The following is a 14,919-nucleotide window of genomic DNA, read 5'->3' on the forward strand; positions in this document are numbered from 1 at the left end:
TGCTTCACCCTGCCCCCTGAATCACCCCTCGCGCCACCAGCGCCTGCATCGCCCCTTCCATCGTCACCATCCCCTGCGCCGCACCGGTCTGCATCACCGACTGCAACTGCGCCACGCGCCCCTCGCGAATCAGGTTGCGCACCGCTGGCGTCGCCACCAATACCTCCCGCGCCGCCACGCGACCGCCGCCCACCCGCCGCACCAGCACCTGCGCCACCACCAGACGCAACGACTCGGCCAGCATGGCGCGCACCAGTGGCTTCTCTTCGGCGGCGAACACATCCACCAGACGATCGACACTGCTCGCGGCTGTTCGCGTATGCACCGTGGCCAGCACCAAATGCCCGGTCTGCGCCGCTCGCAGCGCCAGACGGATGGTTTCCAGGTCACGCAATTCACCGATCATGATCACATCCGGATCCTGGCGCAGGGCACTGCGCAATCCCTGGGCAAAGTCACGGCTATGGCGACCGATCTCACGCTGATTGATCAGGCAACGCTCGGCGCGGTGTACGAATTCCACCGGATCCTCCAATGTGAGGATATGGTTTGAGCGCTCACGATCAAGCTGCGCGATCAACGCAGCCAGGGTACTGGACTTGCCACTGCCGGTCGGACCACCTACCAGCACCAGGCCATCACGGCTCTCGGCAATGGCTCGAAACACTTCCGTGAGGTCGAGTTCTTCGACCGTCGGCACCTGTGCAGGTATCAGCCGCAAGCTCGCGGCCAGCCCCCGATACTGTCTGTACAGGTTCAGACGAAAACGCCCAAGCCCAGGCAAATCAAGGGCCAGGTCGATTTCGTCACCCGCCAGCCATTGGTGCAGATGAGGCGCATCGAGCCAAGCCGCCATGCCTTGCTCGATCATTTCACTTTGCAGCACGGGCAACGCCAGGCGCTGCAATTCGCCGTCCAGACGCCACAGCGGCGCCTCGCCCGCAGCCAGGTGCAGGTCCGAAGCCCCCGCCGCCACGGCCCGGGCCAGCAGGTCGGTCACATCCATGAGACTCCCCAAAGGCCATCAAGCAGGTAGAATGCCGCACACCACTGAGCTGCCGGCATCGATCCATGTCCACCCTAGCAGACAACCTTCGCGCTATCAGCGAACGCATCGACAACGCGGCCCGAGCCGCCGGACGCGACACCGCCAGCGTGCACCTGCTGGCCGTGAGCAAGACCAAGCCCGCCAGCGCCATTCGCGAAATCCACGCCGCTGGCGTACGCGACGTCGGCGAGAACTACCTGCAGGAAGCCCTGGCCAAGCAGGATGAATTGCGCGACCTGCCCTTGATCTGGCACTTCATCGGCCCCATCCAGTCGAACAAGACCAAGGCCATTGCCGAACACTTCGACTGGGTACACAGCGTGGATCGCCTGAAAATCGCCCAACGCCTGAGCGAGCAGCGCCCCAGCGGCCTGCCGGCGCTGAACGTCTGCCTGCAGGTGAACGTCAGCGGCGAAGACAGCAAATCCGGCTGCACCCCGGTCGACCTGCCGGCACTGGCCCAGGCCGTGGCCAAGCTGCCCAACCTGCGCCTGCGCGGGCTGATGGCGATTCCCGAGCCCAGCGACGACCGCGCCACCCAGGAGGCCGCCTTCGCCTGCCTGCGCCAGTTGCAGGAAAGCCTCGGCCTTGGCCTGGACACGCTGTCCATGGGCATGAGCCACGACCTGGAGGCGGCCATCGCCCAGGGTGCGACCTGGGTCCGTATCGGCACCGCCCTGTTCGGCGCCCGCGACTACGGGCAGCCCTGATTCCATGCTTTACTCACTCTCTCCTTCAAGGACCTGACATGAGCAAGACTCGTATTGCCTTCATCGGCGCCGGCAACATGGCCGCCAGCCTGATCGGCGGCCTGCGCGCCCAGGGCCTGGACGCCGCGCAGATCCGCGCCAGCGACCCGGGTGCCGAGACCCGCGCCCGGATCAATGCCGAGCACGGCATCGAAACCTTCGAAAACAACGCCCAGGCCATCGATGGCGCGGATGTGATCGTGCTGGCGGTCAAGCCACAGGTCATGAAGGCCGTGTGCGAAACCCTGAAGCCAAGCCTCAAGGCCGGCCAACTGGTGGTGTCCATCGCCGCCGGCATCACCTGCCAGAGCCTGCAGAGCTGGCTGGGCGAGATCCCGGTGGTGCGCTGCATGCCCAACACGCCATCGCTGCTGCGCCAGGGCGCCAGCGGCTTGTACGCCACTGCACAGGTCTCCGGCGAACAACGCCAGCAGGCAGAGCAACTGCTGACTGCGGTCGGCACCGCCCTGTGGCTGGACCAGGAACAGCAACTGGACGCCGTGACCGCGGTCTCCGGCAGCGGCCCCGCGTATTTCTTCCTGCTGATCGAGGCCATGACCGCTGCGGGCGAAAAGCTCGGCCTGCCGCGTGAAACCGCCTCGCAACTGACCCTGCAGACCGCCCTGGGCGCCGCGCACATGGCGGTTTCCAGCGATGTCGATGCCGCCGAACTGCGCCGTCGCGTCACCTCTCCAGCCGGGACCACCGAAGCGGCGATCAAGTCGTTCCAGGCCAACGGTTTCGAGGCCATCGTCGAGCAGGCGCTGCAGGCTGCGGCCACGCGCTCCGCCGAGCTGGCCGAACAATTGGGCAAATAAGGAGCTGTCGATGAATGCATTGTCCGGCGCCGCGATCTTCGTGGTGCAAACCCTGGTCAGCCTGTACCTGGTGATCGTCCTGCTGCGCTTCGTGCTGCAACTGGTCAAGGCCGACTTCTACAACCCGCTGAGCCAGTTCGCCGTGCGCGCCACCCAGCCGCTGCTCAAGCCGATCCGCCGGGTCATTCCCAGCATCGCTGGCCTGGACACCTCTTCGCTGCTGCTGGCGATCGTGATCCAGGCACTGCTGATGGCCTTCGTGCTGATGGTCACCTACGGCACCTTCGGCGACATCCTGCACCTGCTGATGTGGGCGATTCTCGGCATCACCTCGCTGTTCCTGAAGATTTTCTGGGTCGCGATGATCGTCATGGTGATCGTCTCCTGGGTCGCGCCGAACAGCCACAATCCCGCCGCCGAACTGGCCTACCAGATCAGCGAGCCGGTGCTGGCGCCGTTCCGTCGCCTGGTGCCCAACCTCGGCGGCATGGATATTTCGCCGATCTTCGCCTTCATCGCCATCCAGGTGATCCAGTCGTTCCTGATGCCACAACTGGCTGCCTATGCCGGCATGCCGCGAGAGCTGTGGCGGATGATCTGACCCACCGCGCCATCCAGCGGCAGCCTTTGCTTGCCGCTGGGGGTAGCGCTCTTTAGACTTACGCCTCCGTCAAGCGTGAGCAGGGTCGATGTCCACTGTCTTTCCCGAAGATTCCGTCGGTCTGGTAACCCCCCAGATCGCCCGGTTCGATGAACCGCTGGCCCTGGCCTGTGGCCGCGCCCTGGCCTCGTACGAACTCATCTACGAAACCTATGGCCAGCTCAACGCCAGCGCCAGCAATGCCGTGCTGATCTGCCACGCACTGTCCGGTCACCACCACGCCGCCGGCTACCATGCCGACACCGACCGCAAGCCGGGCTGGTGGGACAGCTGCATCGGCCCGGGCAAGCCGATCGATACCAATCGTTTCTTCGTGGTCAGCCTGAACAACCTGGGCGGCTGCAATGGCAGCACCGGCCCGAGCAGCATCAACCCGGCCACCGGCAAGCCCTATGGCGCGGACTTCCCGGTGCTGACCGTGGAAGACTGGGTACACAGCCAGGCCCGCCTGGCCGACCGCCTCGGCATCCAGACCTGGGCCGCCATCGTCGGCGGCAGCCTCGGCGGCATGCAAGCGCTGCAGTGGACCATCACCTACCCCGATCGCGTGCGCCACTGCGTGGACATCGCCTCGGCACCCAAGCTGTCGGCACAGAACATCGCCTTCAACGAAGTGGCACGCCAGGCTATCCTCACCGACCCCGAATTCCACGGCGGCTCGTTCCAGGACCAGGGCGTGATCCCCAAGCGCGGGCTGATGCTGGCGCGCATGGTCGGGCACATCACCTACCTGTCCGACGATTCGATGGGCGAGAAATTCGGCCGCGAGCTCAAGAGCGACAAGCTCAACTACGACTTCCACAGCGTCGAGTTCCAGGTCGAGAGCTACCTGCGCTATCAGGGCGAGGAGTTTTCGGGGCGCTTCGACGCCAACACCTACCTGCTGATGACCAAGGCGCTGGACTACTTCGACCCGGCCGCCGCCCACGATGGCGACCTGGCCGCCACACTGGCGCATGTCACGGCGCATTACTGCATCATGTCGTTCACCACCGATTGGCGCTTCTCGCCAGCCCGCTCGCGCGAGATCGTCGATGCCCTGATGGCTGCGCGCAAGAACGTCTGCTACCTGGACATCGACTCGCCCTACGGCCACGACGCCTTCCTCATCCCGACCCCGCGCTACATGCAGGGTTTCGCGAACTACATGAACCGCATCACCCTCTGAGGACCGCATGAGAGCCGACCTGGAAATCATCCACGACTGGATCCCCGCCGGCAGCCGGGTACTCGACCTGGGCTGCGGTAACGGCGAACTGCTGGCCTCGCTGCGTGATCGCAAGAACGTCACCGGCTATGGCCTGGAAATCGACGCCGACAACATCGCCGAGTGCGTGAGCAAGGGCGTCAACGTCATCGAACAAGACCTGGACAAAGGCCTGGGCAACTTTGCCAGCAACAGCTTCGACGTGGTGGTCATGACTCAGGCCCTGCAGGCGGTGGAGTACCCCGACCGCATTCTCGACGAAATGCTGCGGGTCGGTCGCCAGTGCATCATCACCTTCCCCAACTTCGGCCACTGGCGCTGCCGCTGGTACCTGGCCACCAAGGGGCGCATGCCGGTGTCGGACTTCATGCCATACACCTGGTACAACACCCCGAACATCCACTTCTGCACCTTCGAAGACTTCGAGAACCTGTGCCGCGAGCGCAACGCCAAGGTGCTCGACCGCCTCGCTGTCGACCATCTGCACCGCAACGGGTGGGGCGGCCGGCTTTGGCCTAATCTTCTGGGAGAGATCGGCATCTATCGGGTCAGCAGTCCTGGGCTGCAAGAGCATCAGGTCGCGGTCTGATCCACCTATCGGAGGAATGGCACCATGCGTCGTCTCGCACTTTTGCTGATCAGCCTGTGCCTGGCATGGCCAGTGCTGGCTGCCGATGCCGCCCGTCCCGAGCGCAAGCAGGACTTCGGCGACGTCACGGTGCACTGCAGCGCCTTCACCTCGAGCATGCTGCAGCCGGACATCGCCGCAGCCACCGGCCTTGTCCGCAGCAAGAACCAGGGCGTGCTCAACATCGCCGTGCTCAAGGCCGGCAAGCCTGGCACGGCGGTGGTCAGCGGAACGGTCAAGGACCTCACCGGCCGCAGCAGCCCGCTGTCGTTCAGGCAGATCACCGACCAGGGTGCGGTGTACTACATCGCCCAGTTCAAGATCGCACAGGCTGAAACCCTGACCTTCGACCTCAACATCGAAACCGGCGGCGTCAGCCACACACTCAGCTTCAACCAGGAAGTGTTCCCAGGCGAATGATGAATTTCCAGCAACTCGTATTGGCCAGCCACAATGCCGGCAAACTGAAAGAACTCCAGGCCATGCTTGGCGGTTCCGTGCAACTGCGCTCGATCGGCGAATTCAGCCAGGTCGAGCCGGAGGAGACCGGCTTGTCATTCGTCGAGAACGCCATCCTCAAGGCTCGCAACGCCGCGCGCCTCTCCGGCCTGCCGGCACTGGCCGACGACTCGGGCCTGGCGGTGGACTTCCTGGGCGGCGCACCGGGCATCTACTCGGCCCGCTACGCCGACGGCAAGGGTGATGCGGCGAACAACGCCAAGCTGCTCGACGCCCTGAAGGATGTGCCCGAGGGGCAGCGTGGCGCGCAGTTCGTCTGCGTCCTGGCCCTGGTACGCCATGCCGACGACCCTCTGCCGATCCTCTGCGAAGGCCTGTGGCACGGCAGCATCCTGTTCGAGGCCAGCGGCGAGCATGGCTTCGGCTATGACCCATTGTTCTGGGTGCCGGAGCGCAACTGCTCCAGCGCCGACCTCGCACCGCTCGAGAAGAACCAGCTCAGCCATCGCGCCCGCGCCATGGCCCTGCTGCGTCAGCGTCTGGGCCTGGCATGACCGAACAGCCGTCCCTGCAGCCGGCGGGTCTGATCCTTCCAGAACTCCCGCCGCTGTCGCTGTACATCCACATTCCCTGGTGTGTGCGCAAGTGCCCCTATTGCGACTTCAACTCGCACCAGGCCGGCCCGACGCTGCCCGAAGACGACTACATCGACGCGCTGCTCGCCGACCTGGAGCAGGAACTGCCTGCGGTGCAGGGCCGCCCGATCAGCACGATCTTCTTCGGCGGCGGCACGCCAAGCCTGTTCAGTGCCGCCTCGCTGGGTCGCCTGCTGCGCGGTATCGAGCAACGTATCCCGTTCGCCCCGGAGATCGAGATCACCCTCGAAGCCAACCCCGGCACCTTCGAGCAGAACAAGTTCAAGGCCTACCGCCAGACCGGCATCAACCGTCTGTCCATCGGTGTGCAGAGCTTCCAGCCGGCCAAGCTGGAAAAACTCGGGCGTATCCACAACGGCGATGAAGCCGTGCGCGCGGCAGACATGGCCCGCGCGGCAGGTTTCGACAACTTCAACCTGGACCTGATGCACGGCCTGCCGGACCAGTCGCTGGACGAAGCGCTGGGTGACCTGCGCCAGGCCATCGCACTCGCGCCTACGCACTTGTCGTGGTACCAGCTCACCCTGGAACCGAACACCGTATTCTGGAACCAGCCGCCCGAACTGCCCGAGGACGACATCCTCTGGGACATCCAGGAAGCCGGCCAGACGCTGATGGCCGACCATGGCTATCGCCAGTACGAAGTTTCGGCCTACGCCCAGCCAGGACGCGCCGCACGGCACAATCTCAACTATTGGCGCTTCGGCGATTTCATCGGCATCGGCGCGGGGGCGCACGGCAAGCTGTCGTTCCCGGACGGGCGTATCCTGCGCACCTGGAAGACCCGCCTGCCCAAGGACTACCTCAACCCGGCGAAGCCCTTCAAAGCGGGCGAGAAGCTGCTGCCCGCCGATGAGCTACCGTTCGAATTCCTGATGAATGCCCTGCGCCTGACCGATGGCGTGGAGGCCGAGCTGTTCACCCGACGCACCGGCCTGCCGCTGGCACGGTTGGCAGAAGCTCGCCGTGGGGCCGAACAAAAGGGCCTTCTGCAGGTCGAACCCGATCGACTGGCGGCCACACCGCGGGGCCAGTTGTTCCTCAACGACCTGCTGCAGTACTTCTTGAATTAAGGATGACCCATGGACCTGGTACTTGACCTGCTCTCGACCGTTTCCCGCTGGAGCCGCAGCAACCTCTCGGAGATTTCCCTGGCACTCGTAGGGTGCTTGCTGGTGTTGTTCGGCACCGACCTCAAGGGCTGGGTCGACCAGCGCCTGGGCGGCCTCGCCGGTGCCCTGCGCGTGCCGTTCATGGCGCTGCTGGTGATGATCGGCAGCGGTGCGGCGCTGATCTATGCCACGCCCTGGGTGGTGAAGGCGCTGGCGCAATTCAACAACTATGCGTTGGCGCCAGTGCTGCTGGTGGTGCTGGTACTCATCGGGGTGGTAGCCGACCGCCGCGGGTAACAGGCCGCAAAATGAAAAAACGCCCTTTCCAGGGCGTTTTTTTCAGTCCAGCTTCTCGAACTTGAGGTCCCAGACCCCGTGCCCGAGCCGCTCGCCGCGGCGCTCGAACTTGGTGATCGGACGCTCCTCGGGGCGTGGCACGTAAGCACCATCCGCCGCCTGGTTGCGATAGCCCGGCGCGACCTTCATCACCTCCAGCATGTGCTCGGCATAGGGTTCCCAGTCGGTGGCCATATGGAACACGCCGCCCACCTTGAGCTTGCGCCGTACCAGCTCGGCGAACTCGGGCTGGACGATGCGGCGCTTGTGGTGTCGCGCCTTGTGCCAAGGATCGGGGAAGAACAGCATCAGGCGGTCGAGGCTGTTGTCGGCGACACAGCGGTTGAGCACCTCGATGGCATCGCAGTCGTACACCCGCAGGTTCTTCAGCCCTTGGGTCAGCACGCCGTTGAGCAGCGCACCAACACCTGGGCGGTGCACTTCCACGCCGATGAAGTCCAGCTCAGGCGAAGCAGCGGCCATCTCCAGCAGCGAGTGGCCCATGCCGAAGCCGATCTCCAGGGTGCGCGGCGCCGAGCGCCCGAACACCTGGTCGTAGTCTACCGGGCTCTCGGCCAACGGCAGGATGAACAGGGGGCCGCCCTGGTCCAGGCCGCGTTGCTGGCCTTCGGTCATGCGGCCTGCGCGCATCACGAAGCTCTTGATGCGGCGGTGCGGGCGCTCTTCGCCGTCGGCAGTGATCGGCGTTTCTTGCGATTCAGTCATCGGGGGCTCTTACTTGATCAGACCTTCCAGCGGCGAGGACGCGCTGGCATAGAGTTTCTTAGGCATGCGCCCGGCGAGGTACGCCATGCGGCCGGCAAGGATCGCGTGCTTCATGGCCTCGGCCATCAGCACCGGTTGCTGCGCGTGGGCGATTGCCGAGTTCATCAGCACCGCTTCGCAGCCCATTTCCATGGCGATGGTGGCGTCGGAGGCGGTACCCACGCCGGCATCGACCAGCACCGGTACTTTCGATTCTTCGAGGATGATCTGCAGGTTGTACGGGTTGCAGATCCCGAGACCGGTGCCGATCAGGCCAGCCAATGGCATCACCGCGATGCAGCCGGCTTCGGCCAGCTGACGGGCGATGATCGGATCATCGCTGGTGTAGACCATCACGTCGAAACCTTCCTTGACCAGCACTTCGGCGGCCTTGAGGGTTTCGATGACGTTGGGGAACAGGGTTTTCTGGTCGGCCAGCACTTCCAGCTTCACCAGGGTACGGCTCTCGTGGGACTTGTGCCCTTCGAGCAGCTCACGGGCCAGGCGGCAGGTACGCACCGCTTCAACGGCATCGAAGCAGCCTGCGGTGTTCGGCAGGATGGTGTACTTGTCGGGCGACAACACGTCGAGCAGGTTCGGCTCGCCCGCATTCTGGCCGAGGTTGGTGCGGCGCACGGCTACGGTGACGATCTCGGCACCCGAGGCCTCGGTGGCCAGGCGGGTTTCTTCCATGTCACGGTATTTGCCGGTACCCACCAGCAGGCGCGACTGGAAAGTGCGCCCGGCCAGGACGAAAGGCTTGTCGCTGCGAACGTTGCTCATCGATGTTCCTCTGCAAAGGTTACGGGGCTTACGGGTGACTAGCCGGGGCGCGCTCAACCGCCGCCGATGGCGTGGACCACTTCGACCTGGTCACCCTCGTTCAACAGGGTGCTTTCGTGCTGGCTGCGCGGCACGATGTCCAGGTTCAGTTCCACCGCCACACGACGCCCGACCAGCTCCAGCCGGTCCAACAGGGCCGCGACGCTCTCGCCCGCAGGCAGTTCGTAAGGTTCACCGTTCAGTTGAATGCGCATGCGCACGGCCACCATCGTTCATTGGGGCCCGCATTCTAGCCCCGATCAGCCTTGCAACCCAAGGGCGACGCGCGCCATTAGTCGCGATTCTCGACCGCGTGGTCAGCCCAGGCGCCAGGCTGCCAGCCCCAGGCACAGCCAGCCGGCGAGGAAGCAAAGGCCGCCGATGGGGGTGATGATGCCAAGCTTGCCCAGCCCAGTGAGGGTCAATACGTAAAGGCTGCCGGAAAACAGCAGGATACCGACCGCGAACAGCCCACCCGCCCAGCCGACCAGACGGCCCGGCAAGTGCACCGAAAGCAGCGCGACCGCCAGGATCGCCAGGGCATGGACCAGTTGATACGTAACGCCGGTGTGGAAGATCGCCAGGTAATCGGCGGTAAGACGGTTCTTCAGGCCGTGTGCGGCAAAGGCACCCAGGGCCACACCCGTAAAGCCAAAGAACGCGGCGAGCATCAGGAAGCTGCGAAGCATGGGACGACTCCTCGAGAGGGGTCTGTATAATGGCCCGTTCCATCGGTCCGGCCAAGCTATCGACATGCTGTCATCCCTGATCCGCCGTCTCGCCCGCGCCCTGCTCTGGTTCGCCGCCGGCAGCATCGTGCTGGTGCTGGTGCTGCGCTGGGTGCCGCCACCGGGCACCGCACTGATGGTCGAACGCAAGGTGCAGTCCTGGTTCAGTGGTGAGCCGATCGACCTGCAGCGCGACTGGACGCCCTGGGATGAGATCTCCGATGACCTCAAGGTAGCCGTCATCGCGGGCGAGGACCAGCGTTTCGCCAGCCACTGGGGGTTCGACATCCCCGCGATCCAGGCCGCGCTGGCCCATAACGAGCGCGGCGGCAGTATCCGCGGCGCCAGCACACTCTCCCAGCAAGTGGCGAAGAACCTGTTCCTGTGGTCCGGGCGCAGCTGGTTTCGCAAAGGTCTGGAAGCCTGGTTCACCGGCCTGATGGAGCTGTTCTGGTCGAAAGAGCGAATCCTCGAGGTCTATCTAAACAGCGCCGAATGGGGCCCGGGCGTATTCGGCGCCCAGGCAGCGGCGCGCTATCACTTCGGCGTCGACGCCAGCCGCCTCACGCGCCAGCAGGCCAGCCAGCTTGCGGCAGTGCTGCCCAGCCCGCTCAAGTGGAGCGCCAGCCGCCCGAGTACCTATGTCGCCAGCCGGGCGGGGTGGATTCGACGGCAGATGAGCCAGCTCGGGGGCACCAGCTACCTGATGCAACTGGAGAGCGCGCGCAAGCCTTGATGCTCCTGAAGCCCCGCGTGCCCCACAAAAAAGCCGCCTGCCCCGCGAGGGACAGGCGGCTTTTCAGTCAGGGCGCCGATCAGACCGTGATCAGTGCCTTGACCTTGCTCATCGCGTTCTTCTCGAGCTGACGAATCCGCTCGGCCGACACACTGTACTTCTCTGCCAGCTCGTGCAGCGTGGCCTTTTCCTCGGCCAGCCAGCGCTGATAGAGAATGTCGCGGCTGCGCTCGTCCAGGCCACTGAGCGCCTCATGCAGGTTGCTGTTGGAGTTATCGCTCCAATCGGCATCCTCCAGCTGCATGGCCGGATCGTAGCGGTGATCTTCAAGATAGTGCGCAGGCGACTGGAAGGCGCTGTCGTCGTCGGCATCGGCTGCCGGGTCGAAGGCCATGTCCTGACCGCTCAGGCGGCTTTCCATCTCGCGCACTTCCCGAGGCTCGACGCCCAGGCTTTCGGCGACACGGTGCACTTCGTCATTGTTCAGCCAGGCCAGACGCTTTTTCTGGCTGCGCAGGTTGAAGAACAGCTTGCGCTGCGCCTTGGTGGTGGCGACCTTGACGATGCGCCAGTTGCGCAGGATGAACTCGTGGATCTCGGCCTTGATCCAGTGCACGGCGAAGGATACCAGGCGCACACCCATCTCGGGGTTGAAGCGCTTGACCGCCTTCATCAGGCCGACGTTGCCTTCCTGGATCAGGTCGGCCTGGGCCAGACCGTAGCCGGCGTAGCTACGGGCGATATGTACGACGAAACGCAGGTGGGCCATCACCATTTGCCGAGCGGCCTCAAGATCCTGCTCATAATAGAGACGCTCGGCCAGTTCACGCTCCTGCTCGACCGTCAGCAGCGGAATGCTGTTGACCGTGTGCACGTAGGCTTCCAGGTTTGCACCGGGCACCAGGGCATAGGCAGGTTGCAACGAAGTGGTCATTCAAGTACCTCCGACTCACTGGACTCGTGCCTTGTGGGCACTGCCATCATTGACCCGGAACCACGAAACAAGTTCCTGGATGAAAAAAGTCAATGCTGGCAAGAAAGCATTATCGCGGTGCAAGCTCGTTCAAGTGGCGAGCGACCGCAATCCAAGCACCGATATACCCCAAGAGTACTGCACCAATCAAGAGTGACAGACCATCGGAGCCTGGCACCCCACCCAGGGCGAAGTCACTGTTGTACAGCCCGGAAAGCCCGACAACCGCGTCGTTCAGCCAGTTCAGGCCAAACGCCAGGATACCCCAGGCCAGCACGCCCGCACCCAGGCCATACAAGGCTCCCATGTAGAGGAAGGGGCGGCGTACGTAGCTGTCGGTGCCGCCGACCAGCTTGATCACTTCGATCTCGACACGGCGGTTCTCGATGTGCAGGCGAATTGTGTTACCAATTACCAAAAGCAGTGCGGAAATCAGCATGACCGCCAGGCCGAACACAAAACGGTCACCCAACTTGAGAATCGCCGCCAGGCGCTCGACCCAAACCAGATCCAACTGCGCCACTTCGACCCGCGGCAACTCAGACAGGCGCTGGCGCAAGGCTTCGAGCGCCGGCTTGTCGACTTCGGTCGGCGTCACCACCACCACACCGGGCAGCGGGTTGTCCGGCAACTCGCGCAAGGCCTCGCCCAGGCCGGATTGCTGCTGGAACTCCTGCAGCGCCTGCTCGCGGCTGACATAGGTCGCCTCGGCCACGCCGGGCATGCCCTTGATCTCATCGCGCAGCGCTTCACCCTCCTTGCTGCCCGCGTCAAGCTTGAGGTAGAGCGAAATCTGCGCCGCGCGCTGCCATGAGCCGCCGAGCTTCTCGACATTCTTCAGCAGCAGCGACAGGCCCATGGGCATGCTCAGCGCCACAGCCATCACCAGGCAGGTGAAGAAGCTGCCGATCGGCTGCTTGCCCAGGCGGCGAAGGCTGTCGGCAAGGCTGGCGCGATGGCTTTCCAGCCAGGCGTTCAACAGAGTGCGGAAATCCGGGCCATCGTCGTCGTGGCCGCCGCGCTGTTTTTCCGGTTTCGTGTCTGCGGCCTTGGGCGCAACACGCTCGGAGACCTTTGGCGTACGCGTAGTGCTCATTGTCCGGCCTCCCCATCGCCGATCAGTCGTCCGCGCTGAAGCGTCAGCATGCGGTGACGCATGCGCGCGATCAGCGCCAGGTCGTGACTGGCGATCAGCACCGTGGTGCCCAGGCGGTTGATGTCTTCGAACACGCCCATGATCTCTGCGGCCAGCCGCGGGTCGAGGTTACCGGTGGGTTCGTCCGCCAGCAGCAGCGCCGGCTGGTGAACGATGGCGCGGGCGATGCCCACACGTTGCTGCTGCCCGGTCGACAGATCAGCAGGGAACAGCTCGCCCTTGTCCGACAGCGACACGCGCTCCAGCGCCGAATCCACGCGCTTGGCGATCTCCACCTTGGACAGGCCGAGGATCTGCAGCGGCAACGCGATGTTGTTGAACACGGTGCGGTCGAACAGCAACTGGTGGTTCTGGAACACCACGCCAATCTGGCGGCGCAGGAACGGGATCTGCGCATTGCTGATCTGGCCCAGGTCCTGGCCGGCCAGCAGCAGCTTGCCGCTGGTCGGACGCTCCATCGCCAGCAGCAGGCGCAGCAAGGTGCTCTTGCCCGCGCCGGAGTGGCCGGTGACGAACAGGAATTCGCCCCGGCGTGCCCGGAAGCTCAGCTCATGCAGGCCGACATGGCCATTGGGGTAGCGCTTGGCGACCTGCTCGAATCGGATCATGGGTGCTCACGCTCGGCAAACAGGGCTTTGACGAAGGGTTCGGCCTCGAAGGTGCGCAGATCGTCGATACCCTCACCGACCCCGATGAAGCGGATCGGCAGGCTGAACTGCTTGGCCAGGGCGAAGATCACACCGCCCTTGGCGGTGCCGTCCAGCTTGGTCAGGGCCAGGCCGGTCAGCTCGACGCTCTGGTTGAAGTACTTGGCCTGGCTGATGGCGTTTTGTCCGGTCCCTGCGTCCAGCACCAGCAGGACCTCATGCGGCGCGTCGGCATCCAGCTTGCCGATGACCCGACGGACCTTTTTCAGCTCCTCCATCAGGTTATCCTTGGTGTGCAGACGCCCGGCGGTGTCGGCGATCAGCACGTCGGCGCCACGGGCCTTGGCGGCCTGTACGGCATCGAAGATCACCGAGGCCGAGTCGGCGCCGGTGTGCTGGGCGATCACCGGGATCTGGTTGCGCTCGCCCCAGACCTGCAACTGCTCCACCGCAGCCGCACGGAAGGTGTCACCGGCAGCGAGCATGACCTTCTTGCCTTCGAGCTGCAGCTTCTTGGCCAGCTTGCCGATGGTGGTGGTCTTGCCCGCGCCGTTCACGCCGACGACAAGGATCACATAGGGCTTGCTCTGGGCTTCGATCTTCAGAGGCTGCTCGACCGGGCGCAGCAGCGCGGCCAGCTCTTCCTGCAGCGACTTGTACAGCGCATCGGCGTCTGCCAACTGCTTGCGGGCGACTTTCTGCGTGAGGTTCTGGACGATCAGCGAAGTGGCCTCGACGCCCACGTCGGCAGTGAGCAGGCGAGTTTCGATCTCGTCGAGCAGGTCGTCGTCGATGACTTTCTTGCCCAGGAACAGGCTGGCCATGCCTTCGCCAATGCTGGCGCTGGTCTTGGACAGGCCCTGCTTGAGGCGGGCGAAGAAGCCGGGCTTGGACTGCTCGGTGGCGGCAACGGCGGCTTCTGGCTCGGCCAGGGCAGGCTCGGGCGCCACCGGTGCAGGCGCAGGCGTGACAACTACTGGCTCAGGCTCGATGACAACCGCCGCCACAGGTTCAGGGATCGCGACAGGGCGCTCGGGAATGGCTGGCGGTTCGCTCGGTTCCAGGTCAGGGACCAGCGCCACGGGTTCCTCGGCGACAGGCAATACCAGATTGCTGACTGGTGGAGGGGTTTCGACCTCGACAGGCTGCGCAGGCGTGGCCTGGGGAGCCTCTGCCGGTGCTGGCACTTCATCTGGCACAACCGGCGCATCGGCGACAACCGGCTCGAGCGCAGCGACAACGGCCTGCTCGACGGGCGTGGATGGCGCTACCGGCTCGTTAACGGGCTGCTCGGGGGCTTGCGGCTGTTCGGCGACAGGTTGCTGCGGCTTCTTGCGAAACCAGCCGAACAGGCCTTTCTTTTCACCGGCCTCGGCCGGCGCTTTCTTGTCGTCGTTGGAACCAAACATGGAAGACGG

The 14,919-nt window shown here is 64.5% G+C and carries 19 protein-coding genes; 10 read left to right on the forward strand and 9 right to left on the reverse strand.

From position 1 onward, the window contains the following. Positions 1-4 precede the first annotated feature (4 nt). On the reverse strand, positions 5-1,006 hold the full coding sequence (locus tag HU748_RS18925; protein WP_186665605.1) for a PilT/PilU family type 4a pilus ATPase: 1,002 nt from the start codon (positions 1,004-1,006) through the stop codon (positions 5-7). Between the two features lie 65 nt (positions 1,007-1,071). On the opposite strand from HU748_RS18925, the gene HU748_RS18930 reads away from it, so the two are divergent. The 9 genes from HU748_RS18930 to HU748_RS18970 all read left to right on the forward strand — a co-directional run bounded on the left by HU748_RS18930 (position 1,072) and on the right by HU748_RS18970 (position 7,635). Beyond that, positions 1,072-1,758, forward strand: coding sequence for a YggS family pyridoxal phosphate-dependent enzyme (locus HU748_RS18930; RefSeq protein WP_186665603.1), 687 nt, complete (start codon positions 1,072-1,074; stop codon positions 1,756-1,758). Positions 1,759-1,796: 38 nt separating this feature from the next. Continuing rightward, positions 1,797-2,615 carry a pyrroline-5-carboxylate reductase gene (gene proC / locus HU748_RS18935; protein ID WP_186721482.1) on the forward strand — a complete coding sequence of 273 codons (819 nt, stop codon included), beginning with the start codon at positions 1,797-1,799 and terminating at the stop codon, positions 2,613-2,615. A 10-nt stretch (positions 2,616-2,625) separates the two neighbouring features. Further along, positions 2,626-3,216 carry a YggT family protein gene (locus HU748_RS18940; protein WP_186708676.1) on the forward strand — a complete coding sequence of 197 codons (591 nt, stop codon included), beginning with the start codon at positions 2,626-2,628 and terminating at the stop codon, positions 3,214-3,216. 88 nt (positions 3,217-3,304) lie between these two features. Beyond that, positions 3,305-4,444, forward strand: a complete 1,140-nt coding sequence (locus HU748_RS18945; protein ID WP_186665597.1) for a homoserine O-acetyltransferase — start codon at positions 3,305-3,307, stop codon at positions 4,442-4,444. A gap of 7 nt (positions 4,445-4,451) precedes the next feature. Beyond that, positions 4,452-5,072, forward strand: coding sequence for a methionine biosynthesis protein MetW (metW, locus tag HU748_RS18950; protein WP_186665596.1), 621 nt, complete (start codon positions 4,452-4,454; stop codon positions 5,070-5,072). 24 nt (positions 5,073-5,096) lie between these two features. Further along, positions 5,097-5,531: a DUF4426 domain-containing protein gene (locus tag HU748_RS18955; RefSeq protein WP_186721484.1), complete on the forward strand. Its 435-nt coding sequence runs from the start codon at positions 5,097-5,099 to the stop codon at positions 5,529-5,531. After that, positions 5,528-6,124 (forward strand): RdgB/HAM1 family non-canonical purine NTP pyrophosphatase, encoded by a 597-nt coding sequence (rdgB, locus tag HU748_RS18960; RefSeq protein ID WP_186665592.1) that lies wholly within the window; start codon positions 5,528-5,530, stop codon positions 6,122-6,124. Before HU748_RS18955 ends, rdgB begins: the two co-directional genes overlap by 4 nt. Continuing rightward, positions 6,121-7,299 (forward strand): radical SAM family heme chaperone HemW, encoded by a 1,179-nt coding sequence (gene hemW / locus HU748_RS18965; protein WP_186721486.1) that lies wholly within the window; start codon positions 6,121-6,123, stop codon positions 7,297-7,299. Before rdgB ends, hemW begins: the two co-directional genes overlap by 4 nt. Positions 7,300-7,308: 9 nt before the next feature. After that, positions 7,309-7,635 carry a DUF3392 family protein gene (locus HU748_RS18970; RefSeq protein ID WP_054891168.1) on the forward strand — a complete coding sequence of 109 codons (327 nt, stop codon included), beginning with the start codon at positions 7,309-7,311 and terminating at the stop codon, positions 7,633-7,635. Between the two features lie 42 nt (positions 7,636-7,677). Here the strand turns inward: HU748_RS18970 and trmB are convergent, their stop codons facing one another. The 4 genes from trmB to HU748_RS18990 form a co-directional block, all read right to left on the reverse strand. Beyond that, a complete protein-coding gene (trmB, locus tag HU748_RS18975) occupies positions 7,678-8,400 on the reverse strand; it encodes a tRNA (guanosine(46)-N7)-methyltransferase TrmB (RefSeq protein ID WP_186665587.1) in 723 nt (240 codons plus the stop codon). A 9-nt stretch (positions 8,401-8,409) separates the two neighbouring features. After that, the gene (locus tag HU748_RS18980; protein WP_186665585.1) at positions 8,410-9,222 is read right to left on the reverse strand and encodes a thiazole synthase; all 813 of its coding nucleotides are present in this window, start codon (positions 9,220-9,222) and stop codon (positions 8,410-8,412) included. Positions 9,223-9,275: 53 nt separating this feature from the next. Next, positions 9,276-9,476 (reverse strand): sulfur carrier protein ThiS, encoded by a 201-nt coding sequence (gene thiS / locus HU748_RS18985; RefSeq protein WP_186721488.1) that lies wholly within the window; start codon positions 9,474-9,476, stop codon positions 9,276-9,278. Positions 9,477-9,578: 102 nt separating this feature from the next. After that, positions 9,579-9,950, reverse strand: a complete 372-nt coding sequence (locus tag HU748_RS18990; RefSeq protein WP_054891165.1) for a DUF423 domain-containing protein — start codon at positions 9,948-9,950, stop codon at positions 9,579-9,581. Positions 9,951-10,014: 64 nt separating this feature from the next. Here HU748_RS18990 and mtgA point away from each other — a divergent pair, with 64 nt between their 5' ends. Beyond that, complete coding sequence (mtgA, locus tag HU748_RS18995; protein ID WP_186665584.1) at positions 10,015-10,725, forward strand: monofunctional biosynthetic peptidoglycan transglycosylase; 711 nt, start codon at positions 10,015-10,017, stop codon at positions 10,723-10,725. A 79-nt stretch (positions 10,726-10,804) separates the two neighbouring features. Here the strand turns inward: mtgA and rpoH are convergent, their stop codons facing one another. The 4 genes from rpoH to ftsY all read right to left on the reverse strand — a co-directional run bounded on the left by rpoH (position 10,805) and on the right by ftsY (position 14,910). Further along, the gene (gene rpoH / locus HU748_RS19000; protein ID WP_186665582.1) at positions 10,805-11,659 is read right to left on the reverse strand and encodes an RNA polymerase sigma factor RpoH; all 855 of its coding nucleotides are present in this window, start codon (positions 11,657-11,659) and stop codon (positions 10,805-10,807) included. 109 nt (positions 11,660-11,768) lie between these two features. Next, complete coding sequence (gene ftsX / locus HU748_RS19005) at positions 11,769-12,794, reverse strand: permease-like cell division protein FtsX (protein WP_186721490.1); 1,026 nt, start codon at positions 12,792-12,794, stop codon at positions 11,769-11,771. Further along, a complete protein-coding gene (gene ftsE / locus HU748_RS19010; RefSeq protein WP_186665578.1) occupies positions 12,791-13,462 on the reverse strand; it encodes a cell division ATP-binding protein FtsE in 672 nt (223 codons plus the stop codon). Before ftsE ends, ftsX begins: the two co-directional genes overlap by 4 nt. Beyond that, the gene (gene ftsY / locus HU748_RS19015; protein WP_186721492.1) at positions 13,459-14,910 is read right to left on the reverse strand and encodes a signal recognition particle-docking protein FtsY; all 1,452 of its coding nucleotides are present in this window, start codon (positions 14,908-14,910) and stop codon (positions 13,459-13,461) included. The genes ftsE and ftsY overlap by 4 nt, the downstream gene beginning before the upstream one ends. Positions 14,911-14,919: the final 9 nt, after the last annotated feature.

This window comes from Pseudomonas sp. RW3S2 (assembly GCF_014268955.1).
Lineage (GTDB): Bacteria > Pseudomonadota > Gammaproteobacteria > Pseudomonadales > Pseudomonadaceae > Aquipseudomonas > Aquipseudomonas wayambapalatensis.